The 26,654-nt window shown below is 58.4% G+C and carries 20 protein-coding genes; 8 read left to right on the forward strand and 12 right to left on the reverse strand.

The window, feature by feature from the left end:
* Positions 1–159: 159 nt before the first annotated feature.
* Together TERRO_RS20955 and TERRO_RS20960 are read right to left on the reverse strand one after the other, a co-directional pair.
* Complete coding sequence (locus TERRO_RS20955; protein ID WP_014787722.1) at positions 160–810, reverse strand: bifunctional 4-hydroxy-2-oxoglutarate aldolase/2-dehydro-3-deoxy-phosphogluconate aldolase; 651 nt, start codon at positions 808–810, stop codon at positions 160–162.
* A 16-nt stretch (positions 811–826) separates the two neighbouring features.
* Positions 827–1,960, reverse strand: a complete 1,134-nt coding sequence (locus TERRO_RS20960; RefSeq protein ID WP_342612526.1) for a PfkB family carbohydrate kinase — start codon at positions 1,958–1,960, stop codon at positions 827–829.
* Positions 1,961–2,089: 129 nt separating this feature from the next.
* Between TERRO_RS20960 and TERRO_RS20965 the strand changes: the two genes are divergently transcribed.
* The 3 genes from TERRO_RS20965 (at position 2,090) to TERRO_RS20975 (ending at position 5,019) form a co-directional block, all read left to right on the forward strand.
* Positions 2,090–3,217, forward strand: coding sequence for a redoxin family protein (locus TERRO_RS20965; RefSeq protein ID WP_041592757.1), 1,128 nt, complete (start codon positions 2,090–2,092; stop codon positions 3,215–3,217).
* Between the two features lie 34 nt (positions 3,218–3,251).
* On the forward strand, positions 3,252–4,442 hold the full coding sequence (locus TERRO_RS20970) for a redoxin domain-containing protein (RefSeq protein WP_014787725.1): 1,191 nt from the start codon (positions 3,252–3,254) through the stop codon (positions 4,440–4,442).
* A gap of 103 nt (positions 4,443–4,545) precedes the next feature.
* Positions 4,546–5,019 carry a protein-disulfide reductase DsbD N-terminal domain-containing protein gene (locus TERRO_RS20975; protein ID WP_014787726.1) on the forward strand — a complete coding sequence of 158 codons (474 nt, stop codon included), beginning with the start codon at positions 4,546–4,548 and terminating at the stop codon, positions 5,017–5,019.
* A gap of 38 nt (positions 5,020–5,057) precedes the next feature.
* Here TERRO_RS20975 and TERRO_RS20980 read toward each other — a convergent pair whose 3' ends face one another.
* The 6 genes from TERRO_RS20980 to TERRO_RS21010 all read right to left on the reverse strand — a co-directional run bounded on the left by TERRO_RS20980 (position 5,058) and on the right by TERRO_RS21010 (position 13,961).
* Positions 5,058–7,232, reverse strand: coding sequence for a GH92 family glycosyl hydrolase (locus TERRO_RS20980; RefSeq protein ID WP_014787727.1), 2,175 nt, complete (start codon positions 7,230–7,232; stop codon positions 5,058–5,060).
* A gap of 159 nt (positions 7,233–7,391) precedes the next feature.
* A complete protein-coding gene (locus TERRO_RS24025; RefSeq protein WP_425358504.1) occupies positions 7,392–7,505 on the reverse strand; it encodes a hypothetical protein in 114 nt (37 codons plus the stop codon).
* A 97-nt stretch (positions 7,506–7,602) separates the two neighbouring features.
* On the reverse strand, positions 7,603–8,616 hold the full coding sequence (locus tag TERRO_RS20985; RefSeq protein ID WP_425358495.1) for a purine nucleoside permease: 1,014 nt from the start codon (positions 8,614–8,616) through the stop codon (positions 7,603–7,605).
* 228 nt (positions 8,617–8,844) lie between these two features.
* Positions 8,845–11,070 (reverse strand): DUF6351 family protein, encoded by a 2,226-nt coding sequence (locus TERRO_RS20990; protein WP_014787729.1) that lies wholly within the window; start codon positions 11,068–11,070, stop codon positions 8,845–8,847.
* Positions 11,071–12,805: 1,735 nt separating this feature from the next.
* Positions 12,806–13,276 (reverse strand): hypothetical protein, encoded by a 471-nt coding sequence (locus TERRO_RS21005; RefSeq protein WP_014787731.1) that lies wholly within the window; start codon positions 13,274–13,276, stop codon positions 12,806–12,808.
* Between the two features lie 142 nt (positions 13,277–13,418).
* Positions 13,419–13,961 carry a hypothetical protein gene (locus TERRO_RS21010; RefSeq protein WP_014787732.1) on the reverse strand — a complete coding sequence of 181 codons (543 nt, stop codon included), beginning with the start codon at positions 13,959–13,961 and terminating at the stop codon, positions 13,419–13,421.
* A gap of 774 nt (positions 13,962–14,735) precedes the next feature.
* On the opposite strand from TERRO_RS21010, the gene TERRO_RS21015 reads away from it, so the two are divergent.
* From TERRO_RS21015 to TERRO_RS21030, 3 genes are all read left to right on the forward strand, one after another.
* Entirely contained in the window at positions 14,736–16,844 is a 2,109-nt protein-coding gene (locus TERRO_RS21015; RefSeq protein ID WP_014787733.1) for a winged helix-turn-helix domain-containing protein, read from the forward strand.
* 117 nt (positions 16,845–16,961) lie between these two features.
* Entirely contained in the window at positions 16,962–18,191 is a 1,230-nt protein-coding gene (locus tag TERRO_RS23865; protein WP_014787734.1) for a collagen-like triple helix repeat-containing protein, read from the forward strand.
* A gap of 2,745 nt (positions 18,192–20,936) precedes the next feature.
* Positions 20,937–22,652: a hypothetical protein gene (locus TERRO_RS21030; protein WP_014787737.1), complete on the forward strand. Its 1,716-nt coding sequence runs from the start codon at positions 20,937–20,939 to the stop codon at positions 22,650–22,652.
* A 255-nt stretch (positions 22,653–22,907) separates the two neighbouring features.
* Here the strand turns inward: TERRO_RS21030 and TERRO_RS24030 are convergent, their stop codons facing one another.
* The 4 genes from TERRO_RS24030 to TERRO_RS21045 all read right to left on the reverse strand — a co-directional run bounded on the left by TERRO_RS24030 (position 22,908) and on the right by TERRO_RS21045 (position 24,898).
* Entirely contained in the window at positions 22,908–23,222 is a 315-nt protein-coding gene (locus tag TERRO_RS24030) for a hypothetical protein (protein ID WP_169315266.1), read from the reverse strand.
* A gap of 436 nt (positions 23,223–23,658) precedes the next feature.
* Entirely contained in the window at positions 23,659–23,937 is a 279-nt protein-coding gene (locus TERRO_RS22505) for a transposase (RefSeq protein ID WP_157178482.1), read from the reverse strand.
* 51 nt (positions 23,938–23,988) lie between these two features.
* Complete coding sequence (locus TERRO_RS22900) at positions 23,989–24,417, reverse strand: transposase family protein (RefSeq protein WP_081490698.1); 429 nt, start codon at positions 24,415–24,417, stop codon at positions 23,989–23,991.
* 133 nt (positions 24,418–24,550) lie between these two features.
* The gene (locus TERRO_RS21045; protein WP_157178483.1) at positions 24,551–24,898 is read right to left on the reverse strand and encodes a hypothetical protein; all 348 of its coding nucleotides are present in this window, start codon (positions 24,896–24,898) and stop codon (positions 24,551–24,553) included.
* Positions 24,899–25,179: 281 nt separating this feature from the next.
* On the opposite strand from TERRO_RS21045, the gene TERRO_RS21050 reads away from it, so the two are divergent.
* Both TERRO_RS21050 and TERRO_RS22905 read left to right on the forward strand, forming a co-directional pair.
* Positions 25,180–26,013, forward strand: coding sequence for a hypothetical protein (locus TERRO_RS21050; RefSeq protein ID WP_014787739.1), 834 nt, complete (start codon positions 25,180–25,182; stop codon positions 26,011–26,013).
* Positions 26,010–26,594, forward strand: coding sequence for a class D sortase (locus tag TERRO_RS22905; protein WP_081490699.1), 585 nt, complete (start codon positions 26,010–26,012; stop codon positions 26,592–26,594). Before TERRO_RS21050 ends, TERRO_RS22905 begins: the two co-directional genes overlap by 4 nt.
* The last annotated feature ends 60 nt before the right edge of the window (positions 26,595–26,654 follow it).

Here is a 26,654-nt window from a genome sequence, read left to right on the forward strand (position 1 = left end):
TCAGTGCGAGTTGGATGTGTCGGCACACCGCTCTGTTGTCACACTCGTTGTAGTGTCATCATCACCATGCAGCTTGCGGGCCGCCCACGCGATAACTTGCGCAAGCGACCCGCACGAACATGAAGAAACAATGAAGACCGTCGCTCCCCCTGACGTGCATTAAAAGGTCGACTGAAACTCCCGCACAATCGACACATACTGCTCCGCGACCTTACTTACATCCTTCGCGCGGCCTTCCAAAATCGCCTTCTCATCCGCCAGGTCAGCGCCCACGCCCAGCGCAAATGCACCGGCCTCCAGGAACTCGCGCGCATTCGACAGCGACACGCCGCCCGTCGGAATCAGTTCCACCTGCGGCAATGGCGCCTTCAACGACTTCAGATACTTCGCGCCGCCCATCGCGCTCGCCGGAAACACCTTGATGATGTCCGTTCCAGCCTGCCACGCGGTAATCACCTCCGTCGGCGTCAGCGCACCCGACAGCACCGCAACCGAGTAACGCCGGCAAAGCGAAACCGTCGCCAGGTTCAACGCAGGGCTCACCACGAACTGCGCACCCTCCAGGATGCACATGCGCGCCGTCTCCGGATCCAGCACGGTACCCGCGCCAATCAACAGCTCCGGCCGCTCTGTAACCAGCCGCCGCATCACGCCAATCGCGCCCGGCACCGTCATCGTCACTTCAAGCGCCGCAATGCCGCCCTCGGCAATCGCATCCGCCAGCGCCATCGCGGCATCGCTCGTGCTCGCACGCAATACGGGCAGCACGCCCACCTGTCCAATTCGCTCTAAAACTGCAGTCCTGTCCATATCGATCCCTATCCCCTCAGCGTTGAACGCCGGCTCCGTTGCGGCTCATGGCGTGCTCCACCTCGGCCAATGTGAACATCGAGTTGTCGCCCGGCGTCGTCATCGCAAGCGCACCATGCGCCACGCCGCAGTCCAACGACCACTGCATCCCGCGACCGCTCAACAACCCATAAAAAACTCCCGCAGCAAAGGAATCGCCACCACCCACGCGATCGAAGATCTCAAGATCCTCAAAGTGCATCCCGCGATAGACCTCGCCCTCACTCCATCCAAAAGCACCCCAGTGATTGCGATTCGCACTCGTCGCCTTGCGCGCCGTCGTCGCAATCACCTTGATGTTCGGAAAGTCTTCGGTGATTCCCTTTGCCATCGCGGCATAACTCTCTTCGTCATGCCACGGCGGCCCCTGCGACGAAGCACCGATCTCGCGCGCCAGGTCACCATCATGCCCCAGTAACACATCCACCAGCGGTGCCAGCTCGCGATTCACCGCTGCTGCACCCAAGCGGCCGCCACGCCGCTTCCACAACGACGGCCGATAGTTGCAGTCGTACGAGATCACAACGCCATGCCGCCGAGCCGACGTCATCGCCTCGCGCACCACCTCCGTCGCCGACAGCGACAGCGCGCACATGATGCCGCCCGTATGAAACCAGCGAACACCCTCTTTGCCAAAGATGCGGTCCCAGTCCACCTCACCCGGCTTCATCTGCGAGATCGGCGTATGGCCCCGGTCCATCATGCCCATCGCCGGCCGATTGCCATAGCCGCGCTCCAGAAAATACACGCCGTTGCGGCTCGCCTCGCCCACGCCGTCATACGGCAACCACCGCAGATGGCTTAGGTCAACGCCGCCCTGCAGCATCATGTCTTCCAGCAGACGACCCACCGGGTTATCCGCCAATGCGGTCACCAGCGACGTCCGCATCCCAAAACACCGCCGCAAGCCGCGAGCCACGTTGTACTCGCCGCCGCCCTCCCACACGCGAAAGTGCCGCGTGCGCGTGATGCGATCCTCACCTGGGTCGAAACGCAACATCACCTCGCCCAGGCTCAACTGGTCCCAGGCACATTCTTCTGCAGACCGAATCTGCAGCCCACCCTGTTCTTTCATCGTCACTTCCGGCTGCAGCAGGCAGCTATGTCTCACTCAGGGAAAAGCATACGCGGCCAACCGCCCCACTCACATCGGAGCATTGCCCTATCCCAATCCACAAGCTTGCAATCCCCGGCACCGAAGGCATATGAATGATGCCACTCGATTCCGAGGCAAATCCCTGTGCGCAGATATCTTCAAGCGATCCTTCTCACGCTGGCCGCCCTTCCCATGCCATCCGGCCACGCCCAGCCGCTCGCACCCGGCGCACCGCTGCCCGCCTTCCGCCTCACCGGCACCGACGGTGCCACGCATACACCCGCCGACTGGCAGTCCAGCAAAGTCCTCGTCGTCGCCTTCCTCTGCAATCACTGCACAGAATCTCAGCGCTACGAATCTCGCCTCAACGCCATCACCCAGACCTTCGCCAGCAAAGGCGTCACCGTCGTCGCCATCCAGTCCAGCAATCCGAAAGCAACGACTGAGAAAGACCTCGCCTGGTCCGACGTCGGCGAAACCCTCGAAGACATGAAGGAGCGGGCCAACTTCCGCCACTTCGCCTTCCCCTACCTCTACGACGGAGATACCGGCACCACCGCGCAGGCCTTCGGCGCCACCGTCGCGCCCTCGGTCTTCATCTTCGACAAGGACCGCAAACTCCGCTACTCCGGCCAGATCGACAGCGACCCCACCAACGGCCCCGCGACCATCCACACCGCAACAGCCGCCATCGAAGCCCTCCTTACAGACAAACCAGTCGCCATTGCCACCACCAAAGCCACCGGCTGCAAGCTGCAACTTGGCCCACCGACCGAAGCAAAAGCCCCCGCAGACAGCGCGCCCATCAACGTCGCACTCGCCAGCGCTGAAATGCTCGGCAAGCTCCGCCACAACCCCACCGGCAAGCTGCTGCTCGTCAACTTCTACGCCACATGGTGCGGCCCCTGCGTCACCGAGTTCCCGGACCTCATGGCCACCAACCGCATGTACCGCGACCGGCCCTTCGCCTTCACCACCGTCTCCTCCAACGTCCCCGCCGAGCAGCCCGAGGTCCTCGCCTTCCTCAAAAAGATGAACGCCACCACCAACAATCTGCTCTACGGCTCCGACGACACCTACGCCATGCAGGACGCCTTCGACCCTGACGCCGGCTCCGCCGTCCCCGTCACCGTCCTGCTCTCGCCCCACGGCGACGTCCTCTTCCACGAACAGGGCGAGATCGACCTCATGCAGATCCGCCGCGCCATCCTCGCCAACCTGCCGGACGACCCGGCCCACGCGGGCGCGCAGGCATACTGGGCGACCAAATAGCCCGGACGAACGAATTCCCAACAGGAGCAGCCTCATGCGAAGCCTTCCGATCCTCCTACTCGCAGCACTCGCCATCCCAATCCCGGGCCACGCACAAACGCCGCCACCCGCCGGCACCATCGCCATGTCCGCCAACACCGAGCATCCACTGATGCCCATCGGCACCGCCGCGCCCGACTTCTCTCTCAAGGGCACCGACGACAAGATCCACACCCTCTCCGAATTCAGCAAGGGCAAAGTCCTCGTCGTCATGTTCGAGTCCGTCCACTGTCCGGTCTCGGAAAACTACGAAGGCCGCATGCGCGCCCTCTACGACGCCTACCACTCCAAAGGCGTCGAGTTCGTGGCCATCAACCCCAACAATCCAAATGCCGTGCGACTCGATGAACTCGGCTACACCGACCTCACCGACTCACCAGCCGACATGAAGATCCGCGTCCGCGACCGCCACATCCCGTGGCCCTACGTCTCCGACGGTGAAACGCAGGCCACCGCGCAGAAGTTCGGCGCCGTCGCCACGCCCCACATCTTCATCTTCGACACCGACCGCAAGCTTCGCTACGAAGGCCGCATCGACGACAACCAGAACGAAGCCCTCGTCAAAGTCCACGACGCGCACGACGCCATCGAGGCCTTGCTCGCAAACGGCACCATCGCGGTCCCGCACCGCCCGGCCTTCGGCTGCTCTACCAAGTGGCTCTCAAAGTCCGGCGACGTCGAACGCGAGATGACCCGCATCCACGCCGAACCCGTCGCCCTTACACCAGCCTCCGCAGCCGACCTCGCAGCCCTGCGCGCCAACACCGGCGACAAGGTCACCGTCGTCCACTTCTGGAGCACCGAAAACCCGGCTGGCGAAAAAGACTTCGCCGACCTGCAGACCACCTTCCGTATGTACCGCGGCCGCTCCTACAACTACGTCACCATCAACACCGACGCACCCGCCAGCACCGCCAGGGCCACAGACTTCCTGCACGCGCAGTACGCCTCCAGCCACAACCTTCAACTCGCTCCCGCCGACCTCAAAACCACGCAGACCGCCTTCGGAACCACCTGGCAGCCCAACGAAGAGTTCACCGCAGTCATCGGCCCCGGCGGCAAACTCGTCTACGCCCACAAGGGTCCCATCGACATCCTCGAAGTGCGCCACGCAGTCCTCGGCAGCTTCACCGACAACCCGCACTACCCCGGCCAGGCCGAATACTGGGCTGCCCGCTCAAAGTAGGCAGTCGCATCAGCCACCTCGCAGATCGCGAAACAAACGAAAAAGGAGTGGCCAAAATCGCCACTCCTTCCGTGACACATTTGCCTTCACAAGGGACGAACGCATGAACAAGACCCAAAACACCCTGGCCGCAATCCTCGCCCTGTCAGCCTTCGGTGCTGCAGCCAACGCCCAACGTCCCTACGAAGTCGTGAAGTGGAACGCCACCGTCACCAAATCCACGGCAACCTCGGCCTCCGTAGCGCTCACCGCCACCATCCAGGAAGGCTGGCACGTCTACGCCCTCTCACAACCACCCGGCGGCCCCACCCCGCTCCGCATCACCATCCCGGCAACAGCACCCTTCACCCTGCAGACCCCGGTAGCAGAGTCGAAAGTAATCCGCCACGAAGACCCCACCTTCAAGATGGAGACCGTCTACTACCTCAACACCATCAACCTCACCGTCGACCTAAAAAAACAAGGCAGCACCCCAACGGAAACAGTCCCCGTCGACGTCCGCTACCAGGCTTGCAACGACCGCCTCTGCCTCCCGCCCTACACCGCCCACCTGACCGCCGCCATCAAGCAGAACTGACCCCTCGGCCAACTGACGGAAGACCATCGCGGGAGCAGCTATTCGAATTGGGTCGGGTCTGTGTTCAGACTGGCGGGCGGCAGGTCACCGTCCTTGGTGCCGAGGGTGGTATTGGGGACGTCCTGCATGGTCAGATTGAGAGTGCCGCCTGCGGTCAGGGTCTTGTGTGTAACCCACAGTCGGCTGAGTGGTGTGCCGTTCCACGTAGCAGACTGGACGTATTTCGCATCGCGGCTGGTGTTGGGCGCGGCGAGAATGATGTCCCTACCGCTATGCAGGTGGATGGTGACCTTGCTGAAGATCGGGCTGCCGATGTCATACACCGGGATACCGGGCGTGACGGGATAGAGCCCCATCATCGACCAGACCACGAAGCTCGACAGGCCACCACCATCTTCGTCACCAGGGATCCCTTGCAGTGTCGCGGGGAAGAAGGAGTCGAGGACGTAGCGCAAGCGCTTCTGCGTCTTCCACGGCTGGCCGAGACGGTTGTAGACGTACGGGATAGGCAGCGAAGGCTCGTTGGCCATGCTGAATTGGCCCATCATCGACGTGCTGTCCGGGAACTTGCCCTGGAAGGTGTAAATGTTAGTCGGCAGCGGTTCGCGGAAGAGTTGATCCAGGTTCGCTGCGGCCTTCTGCTTCCCACCCATCAGGTCGATGAGGCCGTTGTAGTCGTGCGTAACGTCCCATGTGTAGGTGTACGCGTTGTTCTCGTCGTAGTAGTCACGACCGCCCATGCCGCCATCGAACTTCGGATCGATGGCAATCCATTCGCCTTTGTCATCCTTAGGCCACGCAAGGGCTTTGTCGGTGCGGAACAGGTTGCGGTAGTTGGTTGCGCGCTTCAGAAACAGATCATGATCCTGCGGCTTTTTCAGGATCGAAGCGAGCTGCGCAATGGAGGCGTCATCGGTGCTCACCTCATAGGTAAGGGCAACAGCCTGGCGACGTTCGCCGGCATTCACACCGCTGACGGTTTCTTTCTCACCGGGATGCAGAGCCGGCATATAGCCGTGAGTGTTGTAGAAGTCGTCGAGTGAAGTCTTCGGACCAAGGGACCACGGCAGGATGGTGGTATCGAGCGCACGCTTGCGCAGACCCTCATAAGCCGTGGGCAGGTCGAAGTTGCGGACACCTTTGTTGTAGGCATCCGCGATCCATGGTGCAGCGTGATAGCCGTTCATCGTCGCGTTCGGGCCCGCCGCAGAGGCGAAGGTAGGCATGAGCCCGCCCTGCTGATACATCCGGACGTAAGACTGAATCTTGTCGCCCTGCATCTCGGGATTCAGCAGCGTTTGCAGCGGCTCCATCGCGCGGAAGGTATCCCAGAGCCAGTTGTCGACATAGAACGGGCGCTTGTCTTCATGCACCTTGTGGTCGTAGCTACTGTAATACCTGCCGTCTTCTGTGATCAGGATCATGCGCTCCATGCATCGATAGAGCGCCGTGTAAAAGACCTTGCGCTGTGCGTCCGTGCCGCCTTCGATCTGGATCTGGCCGAGCGCATCGTTCCATGTCTTGCGGGCTTCTTCGCGAGTACGCGTCAGATCCCAGTGATTGATCTCGCGGCGAAGGTTCTTCTTTGCCTGCTCGACGGAGAGAAATGAAACGCCGTAACGGACCTCGAGGTCGGTGACATGGCCGCTCAGATGAAGACTCTTACCATCCTGCTGCGGCGTCATCGCACTGTTCGTCTCTGCGTAAAAGTAGGCGGTCAGCCCATCGACCGTTTCCTCGCCGGAAAACGCATCCTTACCCTCTACCTTCAACGATCCCTTATGCAGGTTGCGCAAAGTGAACACTGCGTTGCCATCGAGATATTGAAAGCGAAAGATCCCCGCCTGGTGTGCGGGTGCGAACTCGACGCCGACGTTCTTGTCGCCCAGACGTGAGGCATACCCGTAGGGCGCGGCGTGCTCGTTGTCATAGGTAAGCGGTGTGCCGTCCCCGGGCATGATGGCGAAGAGATCTGGCGCGCGATGCGAAAGAATCGTCAGCGGGAAGTACTGGACCTGATCGTCGAGCGCGTTCTTGCGCACGGGATAGACACGCACCATGCTGTTCGGCAGGTAGGCCGTGGGCCGCGTCGGTTCCAGCAGGATTCCAACATTGCCAATGGTGGGATCGACTTCGTCGACGGGCTGTCGCTGGGCAAAGGCAGTAGCTGCGGTAGAAAGGATAACGACGGCGATAGGGATGGCTCTGCGCAAAGTGTGAGGCTCCTGCTGATGGTCGAGGCAAGAATATCGCAGCGTGAAGAAGCTGGCCTTGGACTTCCTCAAAGGGAAGGTGCTCCCAACGACACGCGGAAAATCGTTTCGTCGCGATCCTCTCTCGGACAGTGAAGTTCTCACATGCTCTGCACAGCGCTATTGCGAAGAAACATCGAGGACGATGGAGCCGAGTCCGCCCCCTCTGGCATACATGCGATGTGCTTCCTGAATCTCGTCCAGAGGAAATACGGCCTTGATTGGCACCCGAATCCTACCATCGGCTAGTCAGCGAAAGAGCAGCGCCAGATCCGAATCGGGCCATAAGCACCCGACCTTCGATTCCGTGACACGTCCGCATGCCTACCGCTCAATTCGTGGCCACTGGCACCTTCGCATACGCCGCATCCCAGTGCGTCAACAGGTTGTGCAGCGCAACGCTTCCGCATAGCCATGCCGACTCCAAAGCGAGCTTCGTACCGATGTAAGGCGCTGTCACTGATTCCACCGCCTCATGCCCAGGCCTCTGCATCGAGTAGTTGCTTCCCGTCCGCAGCACCATCACGCGCCTCGCATCGACCCGCTTCATCGCTGCAAGCCTCGCGATCGCCTCCATGAAACCAGAGTCTTCCATGTTTGTCATCACAAACCGGCCGTTGCCCTGGGTGTAGAGATTCACCCAGTCTTCCGCATACCCCGTCATGATCTTTCCGTGCCAGTAATAGTCGGAGGCGAACGAGTCACCGATTAGTACGAACGGTGGCCTGATCGCCTCTGGATAGCCCACGAAGTCCTTCCGAAACTTGGCGACTGCCGGATCGTCCCCCAGGTTCAAATCCTTCGTCAGGCTGTACGCCCAATCCACAAGCCCAGCATTCAGTGGATAGGCGTTTGACTTGAAAGGATCTGCATTCGGCAGCGTCTTTGGATTCGGCTCATGCGCTTTGACGGGAAAGATCCCATATGGCCACTCTTTCGGAGCCTCACGCGAATCTATTTCCCGCGCCACATCGCCGACCACATACTTTGCCCACGCTGCGGAACCAATCGACGCATACTTCGGATCTACACCCGCAATACCATTGATCAAAAAGTAGCTGTGCGTCAGGTCGAATCGCGGATCAAGTCCAAGGGCCATCATCGAAGCCGTCGCATTCACCAATGTCGTGCCGCTCAACATACCAATCACAGTATGTTCCGCATTCGTCCGTAGTGGGTGCGCGCCCCCAGGAAACTCCACGATCTCGGTTAGTTTCTCGCGTTCGACCCAGAGCTGGAACTCCCCCGGAAGATCGCCGGTGTCCTTCCCTATCTCGAATGTGACGACGATTACAGCCCGTACAGGCCAGGGTTTGGTCTGCTGAGCCTCCGCCACTCCGACCATTAAAGCCAAAAGAGCAAAAAACAACCGCAGACGCATTTCGTAAGCCTCAAAGAAGGAAGTTATCGCCAGACTATCAGCGACGCACAGAGATGGGCGCTTCCAGCGATCGAAGGGGCACTACTGGCTACACCCGAAAAAGCATTGCATCGCAACTCGAAAAAGAAAACGCGCCGGCCGTTGCGGCTCGTCCATCAGCTGCGCCCTCCTACCGGGGCATGCCTCAGTGGTTCACTGACTGTTTGGCACTTCGTAAACCAGATGTTTCGGTGAGGGCCCGAACGAAGGCCAGGTCACGAGCGGAACCTGATTAATCCCGAGGCGGCTGTAGTCGCAGACGCCCTCCCGGAAGATGGTTTTAAGCCTGTCTTGCTGCTTGGGCGTGAGTGGGACTTGATAGTCACTCAGCGCGATAGGTTTTAGCTGGCACTTGAGTACGTTGGCTGCCAATGGTCCGTCGGCCTCGTGTCGCGTGTTGGAGTACACCGGATAGAGCTTCTCGCAGCTGCTGGCCTTATCCTGGAAGACCAGTTCGTCTGGAATGAATTTGCTGTCGTGATAGCAACCATTCTGACCGGACGAGGGTTTGTTTTTTAAAAGAGCCTCCCGCGGCGATCCGGGGCGCTTGTCGGCTTTCCATGCAGTGATCCAGTGATCGAGCAGGTCCTGCGAGGCTGCTGGTGTGGTCGTGTTGCGCCAGAGAACCATGTTGTCGGCGTTGCCGTTCGCCTGAGCGAGGCGCTCTCGCAGAGCAAAGTGGTACCAGCCATAGTGATAGCCGCCGCTCTCTTTGGAAGAGCCGTCATCAATGATCGGGATGGCGCTCAGCCCACCGCCACCGCTCAATATAAGGCCGGATTGATAGGCGCGAAGAATGGCATCGACATCGCCGGAGGTCCGTTCCTGGGTGTAGTTGGAATCGGCATCCACGCCGCCGATGCGTTCGTTCAGATCCAGGAACTGATCCGGGGTGATGATACCGCGGTTAAAGGCGACTAGACCGTATTGGACCCCGACATTGTCAAAGGTGCGCAGGGCGAAACCAGTATGCGGATTCACTCCGTAGACGTTGCGCGCAACATCAAAGATGGTCGGCCGTGCACCGGTGGGATTCTTATCAGGGCTGTAGCGTAGTTCTTGCGGAACAATATCCTTCCACACGGCCGACATGTAGCTTGTGATGTCTTCTCGCTGTGGCACGGGATCTGTTCTTTGCGCCTGGTTTGCCATGTCGACCATGGCACCGATGGATTGATAGCCGCCGATTTTTACCTGCTGATCTTCACCCAACGCAAGCGAAGGATTACTGCGAAAAGCATGTATGAGAAGGTGTGCGTCCAGCCCCGCCAGCGCAATGGAGAGAGCGTCGGGAAAGGTGCTGCGGATCATTACGCCATCGAAAAGGCCAGGAAATGCATCGGCAATCTGAAGCGAGGTGTACGCACCGCCTGATCCACCGATAGAGATTGTCCACGCCGGGGTGCCGAACGTTTCGATGAAATGTTCTTTGCCCATTGCAGTTGCTTCTGCGGCAAGGATGGCATTGCAACTGTTGCCTGAGTGGTTGAGCGTGTTGCTGAAGAGTGCGTAGCCTTGTGCGAGCCGCTGACGGTCAAGGATCGATGTGCCGAGCGCGGAGCCTTGCACATACCAGCCCCCCGGACAGCCCGATCCCTCCAAGGCAACAAGTTTTTGATTCCAGCCCTTGGGAGGATGGAAAGGCGTCGGCGGTGGCTCGGTTGATGGGTCGTACAGAATTGCATTCTGATAGATCCCTCGATCCATAGTCCCTGTCTCAACGCGGACGATGAAGTTGACGCTGTCCCCAGTGAGCGTTGTCGTTGTGGACATGTCCGGCGGCAGTTGTCGAACGTCCGTGAGTGGCTTGAACTCCACGCTAGAGGTCGGAAGGTAGACGTACTGAATGACGGTCTTTGCCGAACAGTTTTCATCCAAAGGCTTACCGAGCATTGAGCCGTCGGGCAGGCGGAAGTGCTCTGTCTCACAGAGGAACGGCTGCTGTCGGGGGCCGGAAAAGACGGGGCCTTCGATGGGATAGTCGATGAGATCGAGGATCGCTCGTCCGCTGCGAAGATCGTTGTGCCCGAGATGTAGACCGTCTACGAGGCCTACGAACGTACCTTGACTGGTTGACCGGAAGCGGTCACTGATGTCGATCGAATTAAGCGTTACCTTTGGGTGTGCGAGAGCGGTCTTCAACTCGACGAGCACATCGCCTCCGGTGACAAGGCTGGGGTCGCTCGAGAGTGCGCGCAGGTCGGTCTGAGCGCGAAGTGTTGTTCCAACGAACAGCATTACGATTGATGCCGTGCGCATACTCCTAGGGCTCATGCGAAATCCTCCTGCAATCTTCAGAGCGAAGCAATTCCCAAAGTGCGTCGCGTTGACTCTCCCGATGAGCCAGACGATGAGCGATTCTTTGCGAATATCCACCATAAGCTAAGCTAACCGTTCCACTGTTGCGCACGCACCCAAGGAGTGCCGGCGTTATCGGAAACTGACGACTCCGGCCCAGGACATGTGAGTCGCAGACTCATTCCATGCTACTCAGCAATTCCAAGGTACGAGAGGATGTAGATCAATGCTGTGTGCCCGATTGGGATAGCAAGGATAGGCCCCACCGATCAGGGCCATCTTCAAGCGCTTGAGCGTTTCTTCGCGCATGGCTGCACGATAACAAGTTGAGCCGATGTGTCCGTCTCGCTTCCGCAACGACTAGACGATAACGCGACTTCCGATACCAATCTTCCGCCTGTTTCCGAAAACCCGTTTTGCGGGACCGTAGGATTAAGGTGGACGCAACGACAACCTTTGAGAGCAGCAAGATGAGCGGAAGTTACCCCCCTGTCAATGACGTTCTTCAGCTACATGGCATGAGCAGCAGCAAGCTGACAGTCCGAACCTTGACCTACGAAGACGACGACTCGACTGCGCCTTCTGCGAGGAGAACGTTCGTTCTCTTGGAAGGGAACGAGAACGCCTTGAGATTCCTCGCTGAAACGATCTTGGCTCACATCGCTACACCGATCTGCGATTTGAGCCTTCATCCTTCCGGCGCGGGTAGTGCGCATTTCGATCCGACTTCTACTGCGGGGATTATTCTGCACACGTTGCCTTGCGAAAACGGACACTACTAACCAAGAGGCGAGAGTTCCCGCGAAGTTGGGTTTTCGGAAACAGAAGCGTCGGGAGTTTCCGAAAACGCCGTTTGCGGGAAAGCGGCGCGTTTCACCGCTGGCGAACTGGCCAGCAACTTGTTCAGTTGGGTCGCTGCCCCTCGAACCAATGTTCATTCATGGTGCTGAGGAACTCGGGTGTGATTGGGAAACCCGAGGCGGAGCCAATGACGGCGTCGATTCCGCAGCGAGGGCAGTCGGCCGTTAAAGCTTCTCTATCGTAGATCCAGTCCACGATCTCTGAAGGCGGATAGATGGACATACAGTAAAAGCAGCCACACAGCGCGCTCGCTTCTACCTCAACACGGTTCTCTATGCAGTGTTTGTGGGCACGTATGTAGTCGGCTTGCAGATTGATCCAGGCTGATCCCTCGTACTCACGCCTCACTTCGCGAGAACTCTGCCACGAACTCCAGACGTATCCCACCTTGATCCCGAACCAGACAAGGAGCAATTCAGCGGTAACGATTAGAAATCGTGCTTGTTGCCAGTGACTGTGAAACCGATGCCCGGCACTGAACGGAACTATGATCGCAACGTTTACAAGGAGGGCTATCCCAGCCTTCGTCGCGGAAGACTTGCAAGCTTTTAGCCGCTCAGCAGCGTATCTTTCAAACTCCGCTTGCTCTTCTCTTGTCCATCGCTCTTGAGGTTCAGCACCAAACATCCCTCCACTTTAAGAGCTCACCGTCGGCCCGTCTCCAGTGGAATACTGAAAAGTCGGGTTTTCGGAAACAGGCGAGGCTCTGAGCACCCTTATGCGTTGCGCTAACCTCTTGCCATAAGACTTGACGCTGTTGAGATCGTGCTTCGCACAGAAGAAGTCTTCATATTGCAATCAGCGACAGCCAAGCCGGTTCCGTCCTGACCGTACGAGACTTCTACATTGTGATCTGCGACAGGTTGGGCCTGCCAGCCTTACCCTCTCCTGTGACTTCGGCTGTGCTTCCGAAGGTTCTATAACGTCGCCTTTTCAAGGCGCGTGCGTGTTCCGATTATGTCTTTCGCCGCTCGGCCAGCCACATCAACGCAGCTGCCGTTATCATCGCAAGCGGGGTCAGAAACAGAAGGTAGCTGAGCCAGTTGTATTCGTAGAAGAAACGCGCGTTGACGTCGCCCCAAAACGGAAAGAATGCAGGTTTTACGCTAGTTGGGTCCCAGGAATTCCGCCACAAGACATTCGCGGCAGTGTAAGCAACTAAGCACAGGCCCGTACACCAGCCCGATCGCACCGCCGTTCCGAGACGACTGACACTCCGAAAAATTAGCCTGCCCAAGAGTGTGGCTGCCGCACACAGCCCAGTCGTAATCGCGGCCATCTTCAGCACTAGACTGTGTGCCTCCGTCAGGCTGTAACCTCCGCCTTCGACCTGTGCTCGCATCGAGTAAACAGACCAGAGGGCGAAGGCGAACAGGGCATAGAACACTGCGGTGGCCGCGCTATACCGCAAACCCTTCTCAACCATGACACCCTCTCATAGACGATTTGAAACCATAATCAAGAATTTAGCTCTCGTTCCCGCAAAGTCGGGTTTTCGGAAACAGTTTGCCAGGGCAGGAAGTCCCGAGATCTTGTTTTGCGGAGTCGGTCTACAGGCCTTCGGGCTGCTATTTGCGGAACACAATCTCTGAACCCGCATCAATCTCGATTGAGGTGCCACCGCCGTATCCCATCACATTGGCTCCGCTAAGGCCGGCGGATCGGTCTCGATCATGTTCGGCAAGTCCTCTGAACCCTTCAAGTTCGATGTTCCGTGTGAGCCAGTCCCGTCCAGCGTCGCGCCAAGTGCCATGTGCAACCCCTTCCCCCACAGGCTTACCGTTGTATTCATTCCTGAAGTGCCAGACCTCGACGAACGTTCCGTCGCCCTGCATGCTAAGGGCGGCAGTCCCCCAAGTGCCGTTGCTCGTGTATTGACCAGGAACAGCAGCTGTTCGCGTCACCCAGATCATTCGTAGCGGAGTGAAGAGGAGCCATCCGAGAAGGACGACGGATGCGATCAGAATCACCTTCGATAGGCCCGTTCGACTAGACCAAGAGGGACGCTGCCGATGGTTGGCTACTTCCCAGCCGACGTACATGGCTAATCCCATTAGGATCACACCACCAACTACAAAAGCCAGAAAATAGAGTGCATGGCTGACTTCCAAGGTTTCTCCAACTTGGGAGCCATTTTAATGCTCAGGTTCTTCCTGCAAAGTCGGGTTTTCGGAAACTGTGGGGTCTCCGGAATGGCAGTGCGGGTCCGGGACGGCTGTGCGTCAAGGGACTTTCCGAAAACGCTGTTTGCGGGAACAAGGCATTCAGTTCACTCAGTTTTGAGCCGTTTTCCGTAAACTGTCGACTGGATGGAGCGATTCTTTGCAGCGGCCGCCAGATCTATAGCCTTACGCTCGCGAAAGATCTGATAAGTGAGCTTCTTGGGATGACCCGACTTGCCAAACCACGGTAGGAGCTCGCATGAGCGGACCTCAACTGTGGAACCTGTGCGACTCTCTGCCTATCTCGAAGGCGCCTGTGCCGTTCGGATCGTGGCTTTTGCGGGTCTCGTGGCGAGGTGACGGCTGAGTATGCGAAAGGGAGCCGAAAACTACAAGGGTGAGCGCCACCGCCTCGACTGAGAACCCGGCCCATTCCCATCGGAACCCGGATACAAATCAGCTAAAGTTGCTTTCAATGTTGCGCCCTAGTGAGTGGAACTCCGATACACAGGAGTCAGCCCAACCATCTGTCGTCATCATTACCAACGACGCAAATACATGCGCAGGCCGAGCTGAATTGCTGGAGCTGGACGGATTCGAAGCTCATTCCGTGTATCGCACGGCTATACCCTAAAAGTTAAAACAACTTGCAACGTGGATCGGACGCCCACGTACGGCTCGTAGGGTAAGATCGTGGTCGGCCCTCCTCCGCCTTAACTCCCCATGCTTTACTGCTTCGGCCCCTATTCCCTGGACATGGATCTGCCCCTGCTCATGCGTGAGGGGGTCGTCGTCTCTGTCCCTCCACGTGCTCTCGACCTATTGGTTCTGCTCATCGACCGGCGCGACACTGCGGTCGCAAAGCGCGAACTGATGGACGCGCTTTGGCCTAACGCCTTCGTCGAGGAAGGGAGCCTCACCCAGCTCATTTCGGTCCTCCGGAAGGCTCTCGCAGACGACTTCCCCGACACCAGTCCAATCCAGACCATCTCAAAAGTAGGGTATCGCTTCCGCGCCACTGTCATTGCAACCGAGCATCCGCCAACTTCGCTTAGGGCACCGGAATCTCTAAGACCCGCGCCCCACATCGCCAGTCTGCCGCCCGAAGCGCCGGCTAAACCCTCCCAACCTCCACGCCACCGCCCACTTCTCCAGATTTCGCGAACGCTCCGCCTATTCGCGATCGCCGGCTGCGTCTGCCTTGCGCTGATGCTTTTGCTTTTGCTTGCGACCCCATGGTCTCGGCGTCACGACATCCTCAACCGCGCACAGGCGGCCAGGCCCCGGGCGACACTTGCTGTCCTGCCGTTTCAGAATCTCGCTGCTTCCCCCGACAGCGCTTGGGTCGGATCGGCCGTGCAGGAGATGCTCAGCACCGATCTGCGGCTCACTCAAAGGCTCCGCGTTCTCTCCACCGAGGACGTCGACCGTGCCTTAAAAGAGACAAACATCATCGCCACTGCCGACCTGGCCGTCCCCACTCTTCGTCATCTCGGCGACGATCTCGACTGCGGCTACACCCTCACCGGAGCCTACCTCCTGCGCGCCGGCCGCTTGCGCCTGGATGTCCGCATCATCAATTTAAAGACCGGCGCTACCGAGCAGGAGCAGACCTTCGAGCGGTCGGAGGCTGATCTCTTGCCGATGCTTACTCAGGTCCGCCAGCTCGTAGCCGAGAGTTTGGGGGGACAGCAGTCGCCACAGGATCGGCAACTGGCCAGCCTCGCAACCGGCGTCAACCCCGCGGCCTTCCAGCTTTACTCCGAAGGACTTGAGCGAACCAGACGTTACGACGGAAAAGGGGCCATCGAAATCCTGGAACGCGCGAAGCAAATGGATCCAGACTACCCGCTCATCCACCTGGCTCTTTCCACTGCATGGACGGAGCGCGGAGAGGAATCGAAGGCCGCGGCCGAGGCCGATCGCGCCTTACAGCTCGCCGGAAGCCTGCCCCGTGAAGAGCAGCTCACCATCCAGGCAAGGGCGCAGAGTGCGAAGCACCAATTCGCCGCCGCAGCCCAGACATACGCTGCACTCGTAAGCTTCTTCCCGGATAACCCGCAATATGGTCGGCTCCTCGTGCAAGCCCTCTCCAGCGCCGGACAGTCCTCAGAAGCGCTCACCCAGGCGAAGGCTCTCCTTGCTACTTTCGGGAACCGACCGCCGGATCCCATGACAGACTCCGTCATCGCCGATCTCTACAGCACCAAAGGAGATTGGTCCAAGGCCCTTGAGTGGTCCGAGAAAGGAATCGCTGAGAGCCGCAGGCGCGGCGCCCCCATCCTCTATGAGCGGCTTCTTACCTCGGCCTCACAGGCAAATTTCTACCTCCAGCGCTACGCCCCCGCGGAATCCCAGACCCGCGAAGCGCTGGACCTCGCCGCCCGCTACGATGACGTCTCCGGTAGACTCCGCGCCCTGAACCGCATGGGACAGATCGCCACCGCTCAGCATGACTGGGCGCTCGCCAAGAGCTCTCTCAACGACGCCATCGCCATCGAGCAGAAGCTCGATCAGCCACAGCGTCAGGTTCATACCCTGCTCACGCTCAGCCGCCTGGAAGAGCAACAGGGCGATCTCCCCAGGGCATCCCTCGCCGCTCGCCAGGCGCTTCAGCTCGCCGGCACCTTGGGATTCGCCGAGACCGCAACCGAGGCCAGACTGCAGCTTGCAATCCTCACTGGAAAAAGTGGCGATAGAGCCCTCGCTCTCCGGCAGCTCGCGGATGTCGAGGCTGACGCAGACCGAATCCAGGACGCCTACCTGAAAGCTCAGGCTAGGTCCGCCCGCGAAGCGCTCCATGGCTCCGGGAAGCCCCGGAGTGCGCTGTAAGTTCTTCTTTCAGAAAACTTTGAGCTTTTCTTGAGAAAAGAAAAGGACTTCAGCATAGGCAAATGAAACCTTCGAGCTATCCCCTCGAGGTTTCACCTCCGCGCTTTCAGGAGTCCTATGCCAACCCTGCGTTTTCCTCGCCTGCTGCCCGTTGTCGTCGTCGCTGCTTCTGCCGGCGTCGCAAACGCGCAACCGTTTCTCCTCCCCGCCATCACCTCCGTTTCAGAAAACGCCAGCGGCACACAGATCGTCATCGCGGGTTTCGGCTTCGGTAATAAGCCTCACGGCGTAACCATTGGCGGTACGAAACTCACCGTGACCGCGGAGACCTCTTCCTCCATCACGGCACAGCTCCCGGTGAATATCGCGCCCGGTTCCTACCTGCTCACGGTGGTTGGCCAAAACTCGTTCCTTCCCCTCTTCTTCGCGGTAACGCTGGGTACCCAGGGCGTGCAGGGCGCTACCGGCCCCGCTGGTCTTCCGGGTCTGCCCGGACCAGCCGGTCCCGCTGGCGTTCCGGGACGTGCCGGCCTTACCGGCGCGACCGGTCCCGTTGGACCTGCGGGAGCGACTGGCCTTACCGGCGCTGCCGGTCCCGTCGGACCCGCGGGAGCAGCCGGCCCAATCGGTCTTACCGGCGCTACCGGTCCCGTTGGGCCTGCAGGAGCAACCGGGCCTGTTGGCCCCGCCGGAGCAGCCGGCACAACCGGGCCTGTTGGCCCCGCCGGAGCAGCCGGCCCAATCGGCCTTACCGGGCTCGCCGGCCCCCAGGGAGCAACCGGTGCGACGGGCCCAATCGGGCTGACCGGACCGCAGGGGACAGCGGGCGTGATCGGACCTGCCGGACCGAGTGGCCCCACTGGGCCGCAGGGGACGGCTGGCCCTCTGGTCCTCAACGGCAACACCACGTTCCCTGCAACGGTCACGCCCAGTCAAAACGATGCCTATGTGGGCACGCTCACAGGTGCCACGACCGCCGTCGTAAGCTCCACTGCCACGTTGCGGGCAGCGCAGCTTCTGCTGCCGACGGCATGTACGAACGTTACCCTTGCGGTTCGGGCAATCGGCGTGCCTCCGCTCGTGGCGGGCGTGATCGCGCTCGTCTACGGCAAGGACGCCGGCGGGGCAACAGGTACAAGCTTCCCCGCGACCGGCATTGCTGGGAGATGCATCATTACCGGACCGCCTTCGGGAGGCAAGGGACTTCCACAAGGCGAGGCCACCTGCACGCTTGGCCCTGTGCAAACGCTTCCGGCAGTTCCCTACGTGTTGGAACTCCTGGCGGATAAGACGACCATGCCTGAATTCGCCAATGTAAATCTGTTGACTACGCTGACGTGTCAGTAAGTTATCGCCCATACGGCGTTCGCGCATGAAGGATTGCAGCGACACGCCGCTTCTCGGCGCGGCCTCGATCCGCGGCAACCAGCGCCGCAAATGGCATTGATCCGCCAGGTACCGGACTAACTCAGTTTTCTAACTTCTTAGATTTACAAACTCAAACGAATCACACTTATTCAAGGACGATATGCAAAAGAAAGTGCTAGTTCTCGCCGCTGCCATCGCAGGCTGCGTTGCAGCGGTTCCTGCCCAGGTAACAACGTCCGCAAAGGTCATAACCTCCTGTGTTTCGAAAGTCACAGGCCTGGCGCGCATCGTCGCATCTCCCGGCCTTTGCATCGACCGCTTCGAAAACGTCACGCAATGGAATGCGCAGGGTCCTGTGGGTCCGCAGGGACTATCGGGTTTACCAGGAGCCCCGGGTGCCCCGGGCACTGCCGGACCAGCGGGCGCTGCGGGGGCCCGCGGCCCAGCAGGCGCAACGGGCGCACAAGGGCCCGCCGGGGTAACAGGTTCGCCGGGAGTCGCAGGTCCAGTCGGGCCAGCCGGTCCCAACGGTGCCGCTGGCGCTGTTGGTCCAGTGGGTCCCCAAGGGGCCGCAGGTCCAATTGGGCCAGCGGGCGCCACAGGTGCCGCTGGTGCTGTCGGTGCAGCGGGGCCCCAGGGCATCGCAGGTCCAAGCGGGCTAACAGGTCTTACCGGGGCGGCGGGTGCTGTCGGTCCAGCTGGACCCCAAGGTGTCGCGGGTCCGATTGGACCTATGGGTGCCCCCGGGGCGACCGGGCTGCCTGGCGTCACAGGGCCAAGCGGGCCGACCGGGCCAACCGGACTCACCGGCCCCCAGGGGCCTGCTTCTCCGTACTTGCTGTCGGGCAACATAACCATTCCGGACTTGACGGCTGGGCAATACCCTCAACAATTTTTTGCGCCTCTTTCGGGAGTTACGACAACGCCTGCAACAACAACCTATGCCGCAAGAACTCTTCAACTGCAGATACCGGCTACCTGCACGCAGGCCACCTTTGCCATCAAGGCATACATCTCGACAGGGATTACGGCCAGAGCCTCTCTTGTCTACGGTCTTGATAAATACGGAGCCCCAAGCTTCTATTTTTACAATATCGCAAGGAGCGCGCTGCAATGTGATCTCACAGGTCTTGAGGAAGGCCCAGCGTCGTGCTCGGTTGGTCCCGTCGCGGTAGATCCAAAGAACGCGTACGTGCTTTCGATTAGCGCCCCAAACGGGAGCCAGTATCTGTCGGGTGATACCTTCCTGACGACCCTGACCTGCCAATAAGGATTACTTGCTAAAAGAAGACGAGGGCAGTCTTGCCCGTAGTCACTTGAGATGCTGGCGTGGTGCAACATAGATGAACGCACCACGCCAGCAACTGCTACACCGTGTTGTGCAAGTTATCCCTACAGCAAATCAATAGGCGTCCAGCATAGGAAACTCAGCACCAACCAGGCCGCCTGCGTGCGAATGGTTGGCGATTCCACAACAGTTGGAGCTTGCATATGGCAGGTAGGTAGTCGCTCCACGCCGCCTTACGAAAGGGCTCAGCCCTTTCAAGCTGTGTGCTGCCTGATATCAAGCGACTCGCAGCATCGGAGTGGTGTTCCTATACAGCGAACCTCCGTCTTTGAAATCGGCCAGCATCTTCGTTTTCGTTGGGTTCTTTAGAAGAGCTTGCAGAACCGCAACGTTGGAAGAGTTAGTCTTACGCAGCTATGAAGGAGTTCCGATAGCCGCCGGGGGGATAAGTGGGAAGCGCGTAGCAGTTTCCACTTCTCCAACCGCATGTTGTTTCTCAGCCATGCCTCCGGTGATAATGGGCTGTAGCCCCGCGAGTAGTATGGTTTGACGGTGTTGTAGTGGACGACCATCGTTCGGCCAACACGCGGAGCTATTTGATCGAGTAGAAGATTCATGAACAGCCTCGAGCAGCTACGCTCCATCTTCGACAAGAGCGGTTTGGGCACGGTGCTGACCGCATGTCGGGAATCGAAAAGCGCGTCGCGGGTTACCCGCAATCTGTAGTTTTAGGAATTCTTTCGCGTAGCTTCTGAGGCGATGTTTGTCTTAGAGATGCCACTCCGAGCGTCCTATGATGATCTCGGCCGCCTGCTAACTGTCCTTCTCGAAGCACTTCCGCCATTGTTCGCGTGTGTACCGACGATCTGTTGTTCCGACTTACTACGAATAGCGGCACAAACGCTACGACAAGCAAATACTTACGCTACATGACAGCACAGCACACAGAATTGGGCTGAAAGGTTCGCAACTCCATCTGCACCGTCCCGACCAACTGTCGCACTCTCCTCTTCGCATACAGAAGATCTACGCCCGACCAAAGAGCATCACCAATGTGTGCCAAAGTTTAAATAATGTGATCAAACCGTGACACAGAATGTGAAAGCTACAGACAGGTCAGGGTTCTTGGCAAGCTCAGCGCTTAGTCCCATACAAGCAGGATGCTCAATCTTCTGTATACGATACTGATTAGGAACAATCGCGACAAAGAGAGTGTGCTCAGAAAACCAAAAGGATTGTAAAAAGCTGCAGTCCTGCTGTTAGAAGAAACAACCAGCCAGAGCGCTCGACATCCAATATGGACCACTACAAGCCAGTCAAGTGGGTTTGGTGGCTTAGTCTAAGCCACGCTAGCCCGCATTCAGCACGGCTCAGCTGATAGTGTCCTCTTGCTGCGCTGTGTCAACACTTCAGGTCACTCTGCAAAGGAGATATCTATGCCACCATCTCGCCACAAAGTCTGCGGAACGAAGAAACACTCGAGAACTTTCACAAAAAAGGTCAGAGCGTTAGCCCTTTCTGTGCTACTTGGCTCCACCTGTAGCTTGATAGCGCAGGAACCAGCGGGTCTGACGAACTACTACGTCAACAACGTGAACGGGAACGACAGTAACGACGGCCTGACAACTCAGACCGCATGGCGATCTCTAAACAAAGTAAACCAGTTCAACTTCTCTTCGCCGTCCGCAGTGTTACTGTATGGCTCCCAAATCTTTCAAACCATGCTGATTGGGAAGTTAAACCTTCAGTACGTGGGCAGCTACGGCCCGACTGGCTCTTGCTCTTGGAATAATGGCTCTCCGTCCTGCGTAAACCGACCGATCATCGATCCAACCAAATCGATCCCGTCGGCCTCCTGGCAATCTGTCGACGGTGCCACGTATAAGGCACCGTTCCCATCTATAGCCTATAAAGTCTTTGTTGATGGGGCGTACGCACCAACCACTCCTCTACAACCCCCCACCAACGGCTCTCCATCCGGCGTGATGCAACAAGCTGGAACGATGATCTCAGACGGCACGTTCATCTATGTGCATCTCTCGGATAACAGCAGCCCAGCAAATCACGACATCAGGATTGCCTCTTCCGATATGCCGTACGGCATCATTACCGGAGAGGCGGGAAATGTGACGATCGACGGCCTTGTGGTTGCGCACGCTCCCGTCGCTGGCATCGCCATCCTGAATCCGGACAACAGTCCTGGCCACGCGACAGGCGGCAACGTGACAGTCGAAAACTCTGCCATCTATAACTCCGGCTCTACCGTATACAACAATGGGACGCTTGAGCCGCTTACGGACCCACAGACGTTTGCAAAGACCGATGCAAATATTGCGGTGATTCCGGCCGCAGCCGGCCAAGCAATGATTCATAACATCCTCATCATGCAGGCAATGATTGGGCGATTAGACGTACCCTCGAATACGAACAATTACGATGGCGCAGGCATATCGCTCAAGGACACGTACCAAGCTTATCTACAGAATGTTCAGATCGCCACAGTGAATGGTTGGGGGCTCTCCGTCGATGACTATTACTCAACATCAGAGGACTGTCAGGGACTGACTGTTCAAACGCTGGAAGTCACCAATTCAGAGGGAAACATTCGCATTGCTGGATGTAGCACCGTCTCGGTCACCGACGCGACGGTGCACGACTCGAAGGGGAATGGGTTTCAGCTTCAGCCAGGACACAACCACGCAGCCAACTACATCACGCTGACCACTCCGACTATTCACGACCTGACTTCTGCATATAGCGGATTGCTTTACAACGGCATTGACACTAATTGGGCAAAGCATCTGACTGTAAACAACGCAACCATCTACAAGGTCGCAGAGTCATCCATAACCCTCGAGGATGATGGGGTGGGCGAAGACGTAGCGTCGACCGGCTTCTCTTTGAACAACAGCAACTTGGATGCCTCACAGAACAGGAAGGCAAATGGGGGCGCATGCTCAGCCACTGAAACTTGCTTTCCTCTATACGTCCGCGACAATGCTCTTGCCCTTAATGACTGGTCGGTTCATAGCCTCAATCTCACACCGGTAGCTGCAACGATGAAGGTGGCGAGGTGGGGTGCCGCAAGCGCCTCGGATCCGAACCACGACCTCACACAGGATCAGTTCAACCAGGCGATCGCTGGTCACTAGCAGAGGACCCTCCTTTCCAGCCAGAAGGGCGCGTGTTACGTCTGTGTCTGGTGTGCCGACTTTGGCACCAGACACACTCGTCAAGGAATGGTCGGGTGTCGTTTATTACATTGAATGGGTTCTTGCACGCTTTTGGTGAAACAGGTAGTTGAGCGTGCGAACGCGTGTACAGGCGTTCGAATTAGGCCGAGTCGGGGACGCGCAGCCTGAGTAGATCGAAGCTGGCGCGTCCGTACATCTGCCGCTTGATCAGCTTCAGCCGGTGTATCTGTCCTTCCACCATGCCGTTGCTCTATGGAAGCCGGAGCGCAGCGTCGACGGCAATACGATCCCGTTCGAGCCGGCGCGCGAACGATGTAGTGGAGAGTGCGCAGCGGCCTCAAGCCATTGTGACCATGCTGCGGCATCACGGTTGCGGATCATCTCGAAGAAGCCTCTGGCTGTTTGGCCGAGCGCTTCCATTTCTGGAGAATCTCTATACAGCGCCTTCAGAAAAGCGATGTCTTCTGGTATCTGCTTTCGTATTAGCCAGGCGACATGCTCCAGGCAGAGAGGCGGTCTTTTCTTCATGGGTGGTGTCAATTCGGATGTCCGCAAGGATACGAAGCGACGCTGTAGCCAGCGCCATACGCCGGATATATTTCCTCGGAAGCCCTGCTGCCTGATCTCGCGCCAGAGTTGTGACGCGTTGGTGCAGCCTTCCGCAAAACGCTCTCGAGATAAGGTCCGAACGCATCCACGTGGCTTGGGAAGACCCGGTGCTTGCGCTCCGGAAAGACTCCGGTTGTGATCCATCGCTGTACGGTTTGCAAGCTGATACCAACGCTTGTTGCTGCTTCCGCTTGGCTCTTGCCACGAGCAATCAGCTCGGTCATCTGCTGGTAGAGCTCAAGGCGGGCCTCCCTCTTCTGCTGCGTCCTCTGCGATGCGAGCGTCTGCGCCTCTGGAGCAGAAGAACGGACGAGCTGGGCTCCCGGAGAAGCTTCAAGGCGATCGCGGACTTCTCTCATCTTTCACGATGACGCTCAAGCGACCGGAGCAGTGTATCTACGAGGTTGTTCAGCAAGTGCCAGCGATCCGCAACTTGTACAGCGTTCGGAGCACCCTTACGGATCGCGTCAGCGAAGGCACCTGCACGATCCCGGCTCACAACTTGCACGCTCGAATGCTGACGGAGCCATGCTGCTACGGTTTCTGAGTCGCGGGCTGGAAGCAGATCGATGACGCGCCCGCGCTCCAGGTCGCACAGCATCATTCCATCGCGATGGCCCTTCTTCAGGCCCACTCATCGATCCCAAGAACCCTTGATAACGAAGGCCCAGATGAAGGCGATCGCCTACGAAGCTCCATAAAGAAGTGTCGTTCTGCTCGCGAACAAGCCCAGCTTGCGCGCACGTCTTGTACCTGCCCGGCCACCGAGCGCAAGGGTAACCCAGCTGAGAGCATCGCTGGCCCGGCCGCTTCGCCGTGCGTAACGGCTTACGGTCCCCGGGAGTGGTTCGGTGAAGATGCGGCGCGCGCAGCACTCGTCTACACAGAAGAACTTGCGAGCTCGAAGAGCAATCTGCACCGGGATACCTTCCCAAGGCAAGTCTGCAAGCGTTTGCCAGTAGCGACTATGCACCCGGGATGACCGGGGGCCGCAGCCTGGACAGACAGCAACCACCTGACAGGCGCGGAGTTCTACGTGGATCAGGCCGGCCTTCGGGCGGAGGCAGACCAGCTCAACCTCTACACTGCTCGGGATCAGTCTTCCTCGGTTCATGGCTCTACATCTAAGACCCACACCGCCTCGTCACCAAAAAGCGTGCCAGAACCCATTTAATTATCGAAGCTACAGCTACTGAAAAGGGGAAATCATCTGAGTGCAGCTACAGCCGCTTGTCTCTAATTTGCGACTACTTCGGCTGAGGCTTAAGAGAAGCACTTCGCTTTCGCTCTGATTCGACGTACCAGAGGAAGCCTCCGCTGACCAGACCCACAAAGGCGATCGGAAGCATGAGCAGATCGACCGCAAGTGCTGTACGGACGTCGCGCTCGCGGCCATCTTCGAATTGGAGCCAAGCGGTGTCCCCAACGCTGAAGCTGCTTGACGCGTTGAGCAGTATCCGCTGCACGTCATGCTTGATGCTGTCCTGTAGAGAAGTCGCATTCGTGCCGAGAGATTCAAGTGTCCGCAATTCATTTTCCTTCTGAGAGATCGTCAGGAGCGCATCGCGATGCTCTCGCTGCAAACGCTGCTGCACCGACGCGGAGGGTATTGGGGCGGCAGCAGCATTGGCCCGTAGTACTTGTTCATGCACAAAATTTAGCTCGTTCAAATCGTGAGATCTCTTCCACACCGCGAGGAGTGCAAGTACGACGGAGACCACCAGAGTGGTCATTCGGATAGAACCTAGTCCGGGCAAGAGTTCCTCAAAAAATGTTTCTATGGGACCACATCAAAGGATATTTTCAGCAGGCAAACTTGCCCCGAGTCGATTCTGTCAATACCCTATTTGGGGCATCCTACTCGCCAGGAGTGTTCATGTCCATCATCCGATCTGTCTCCATAGCTTCTCTCGTGCTCTCTTGCGCTGTCTGCGTTGCACAGGCCGGCCCGACTGCCTTCACCATGCCTCAGACGACGGCTGTACCCGGCGGAATTTTGCAGTCGGGCGATTACATTATCCAGATCGTTGACCATTTGAGCGATCGCTCAGTCGTCGAGGTCACGTCGCAAGGCAAAGCATCCAAGTTGACGTTCCTGGCAGTAGAGGCATCCAGTGCGTCCGTCGCTGCAGCCAGCGGACCGGTCCTTTGGAGCAAAGGTGCCCATGGACAGCGGTCACTTCGCGGGTTCAATTTTTCAACCGGGCAGCGCTTTGAGTTCGTGTATCCGAAGGACGATGCTGTTGCCCTCGCAAACGCAAACAAGGAGAGTGTCGTGGCGGTGGATACAGCGTCAGAGAAACGCCCCGAACTCTCAAAGCTGTCGCCGTCGGATCTCCAATTGGTCACGTTGTGGTCGTTGACCCCGGTAAGAATTGGGGCGGACAGTGCAGCCTTAAAGGGCATTGAGGCAAAGCGCTTTATCGCGAACACGAACACGAATGGGAATGGGAACCAGTCTGGGCAACTGACGGCGGCTTCCGTTACACCCACATCACCCACGTCTGGCGCAGCGCCCGCGACGCGGAGCACCACCCTCCAACCGGTCCTGACGGCAAGCCTTGAAAGGCCACAACCAGTGATCAGGGCAAACCGTGGCGCATACGTAAAGCGGCTTCCAAAGACTGCTGGCTATACGCCTCTGGCTGGCTTCCTGGCTGTCATTTCCCTCGTCGGCGCGCTCTGCATGCGACTGCGGAGAACAGTGTGAGCTTTCGACAGGCCGCAGAACGTAGGGCAAGCTGGATCGAGAAGACTTGCTGGGTCTGCGCAGCACTTTTTTGCAGCCTGTACGCCGTCTCGATTTCTGCGCATCAATTAGCGATGAAACAAACTGGCGCCGAAGGATCGGTCAAAGGGCAGAAAACGTCAGCATCGACCTCCGGCGTGACTGGCACTCTTCGAATTCCCTCCCTGCAACTGACAGCTCCAATGTTTGCGGGTTGCTCTCTCATCAATCTGGAAAAGGGAGCCTGTCATCTCGAAGGCTCAGCCAATTTCGGCGGGCTGGGCAATGCCGCAGTCGCAGCCCATCGCGATAAGGATTTCCGCCCTCTGGAACGTGTCAGGAATGGTATGGACATACTCGTGTCGGATGGAGGCCAGGAGTACCTTTACGTCGTCGACTCACACGAAATCGTTTCACCAGAGGACATTCAGGTCTTAGAAATCCATGACCGACCGGAACTCACCCTGATCACCTGCTATCCGTTCCACTACATAGGTTCCGCGCCAAAAAGATTTATCGTGCATGCGCATCTCGAAATCCGTATTGCAACAGCTACCGGCTAGGCCGAGTATTGGTTGCGCCTCTTGCCCAGCGCGGCACCCATCTCAATACATTACCGGGCG

The sequence above is a fragment of the Terriglobus roseus DSM 18391 genome (assembly GCF_000265425.1).
Classification (GTDB): Bacteria; Acidobacteriota; Terriglobia; order Terriglobales; family Acidobacteriaceae; genus Terriglobus; species Terriglobus roseus.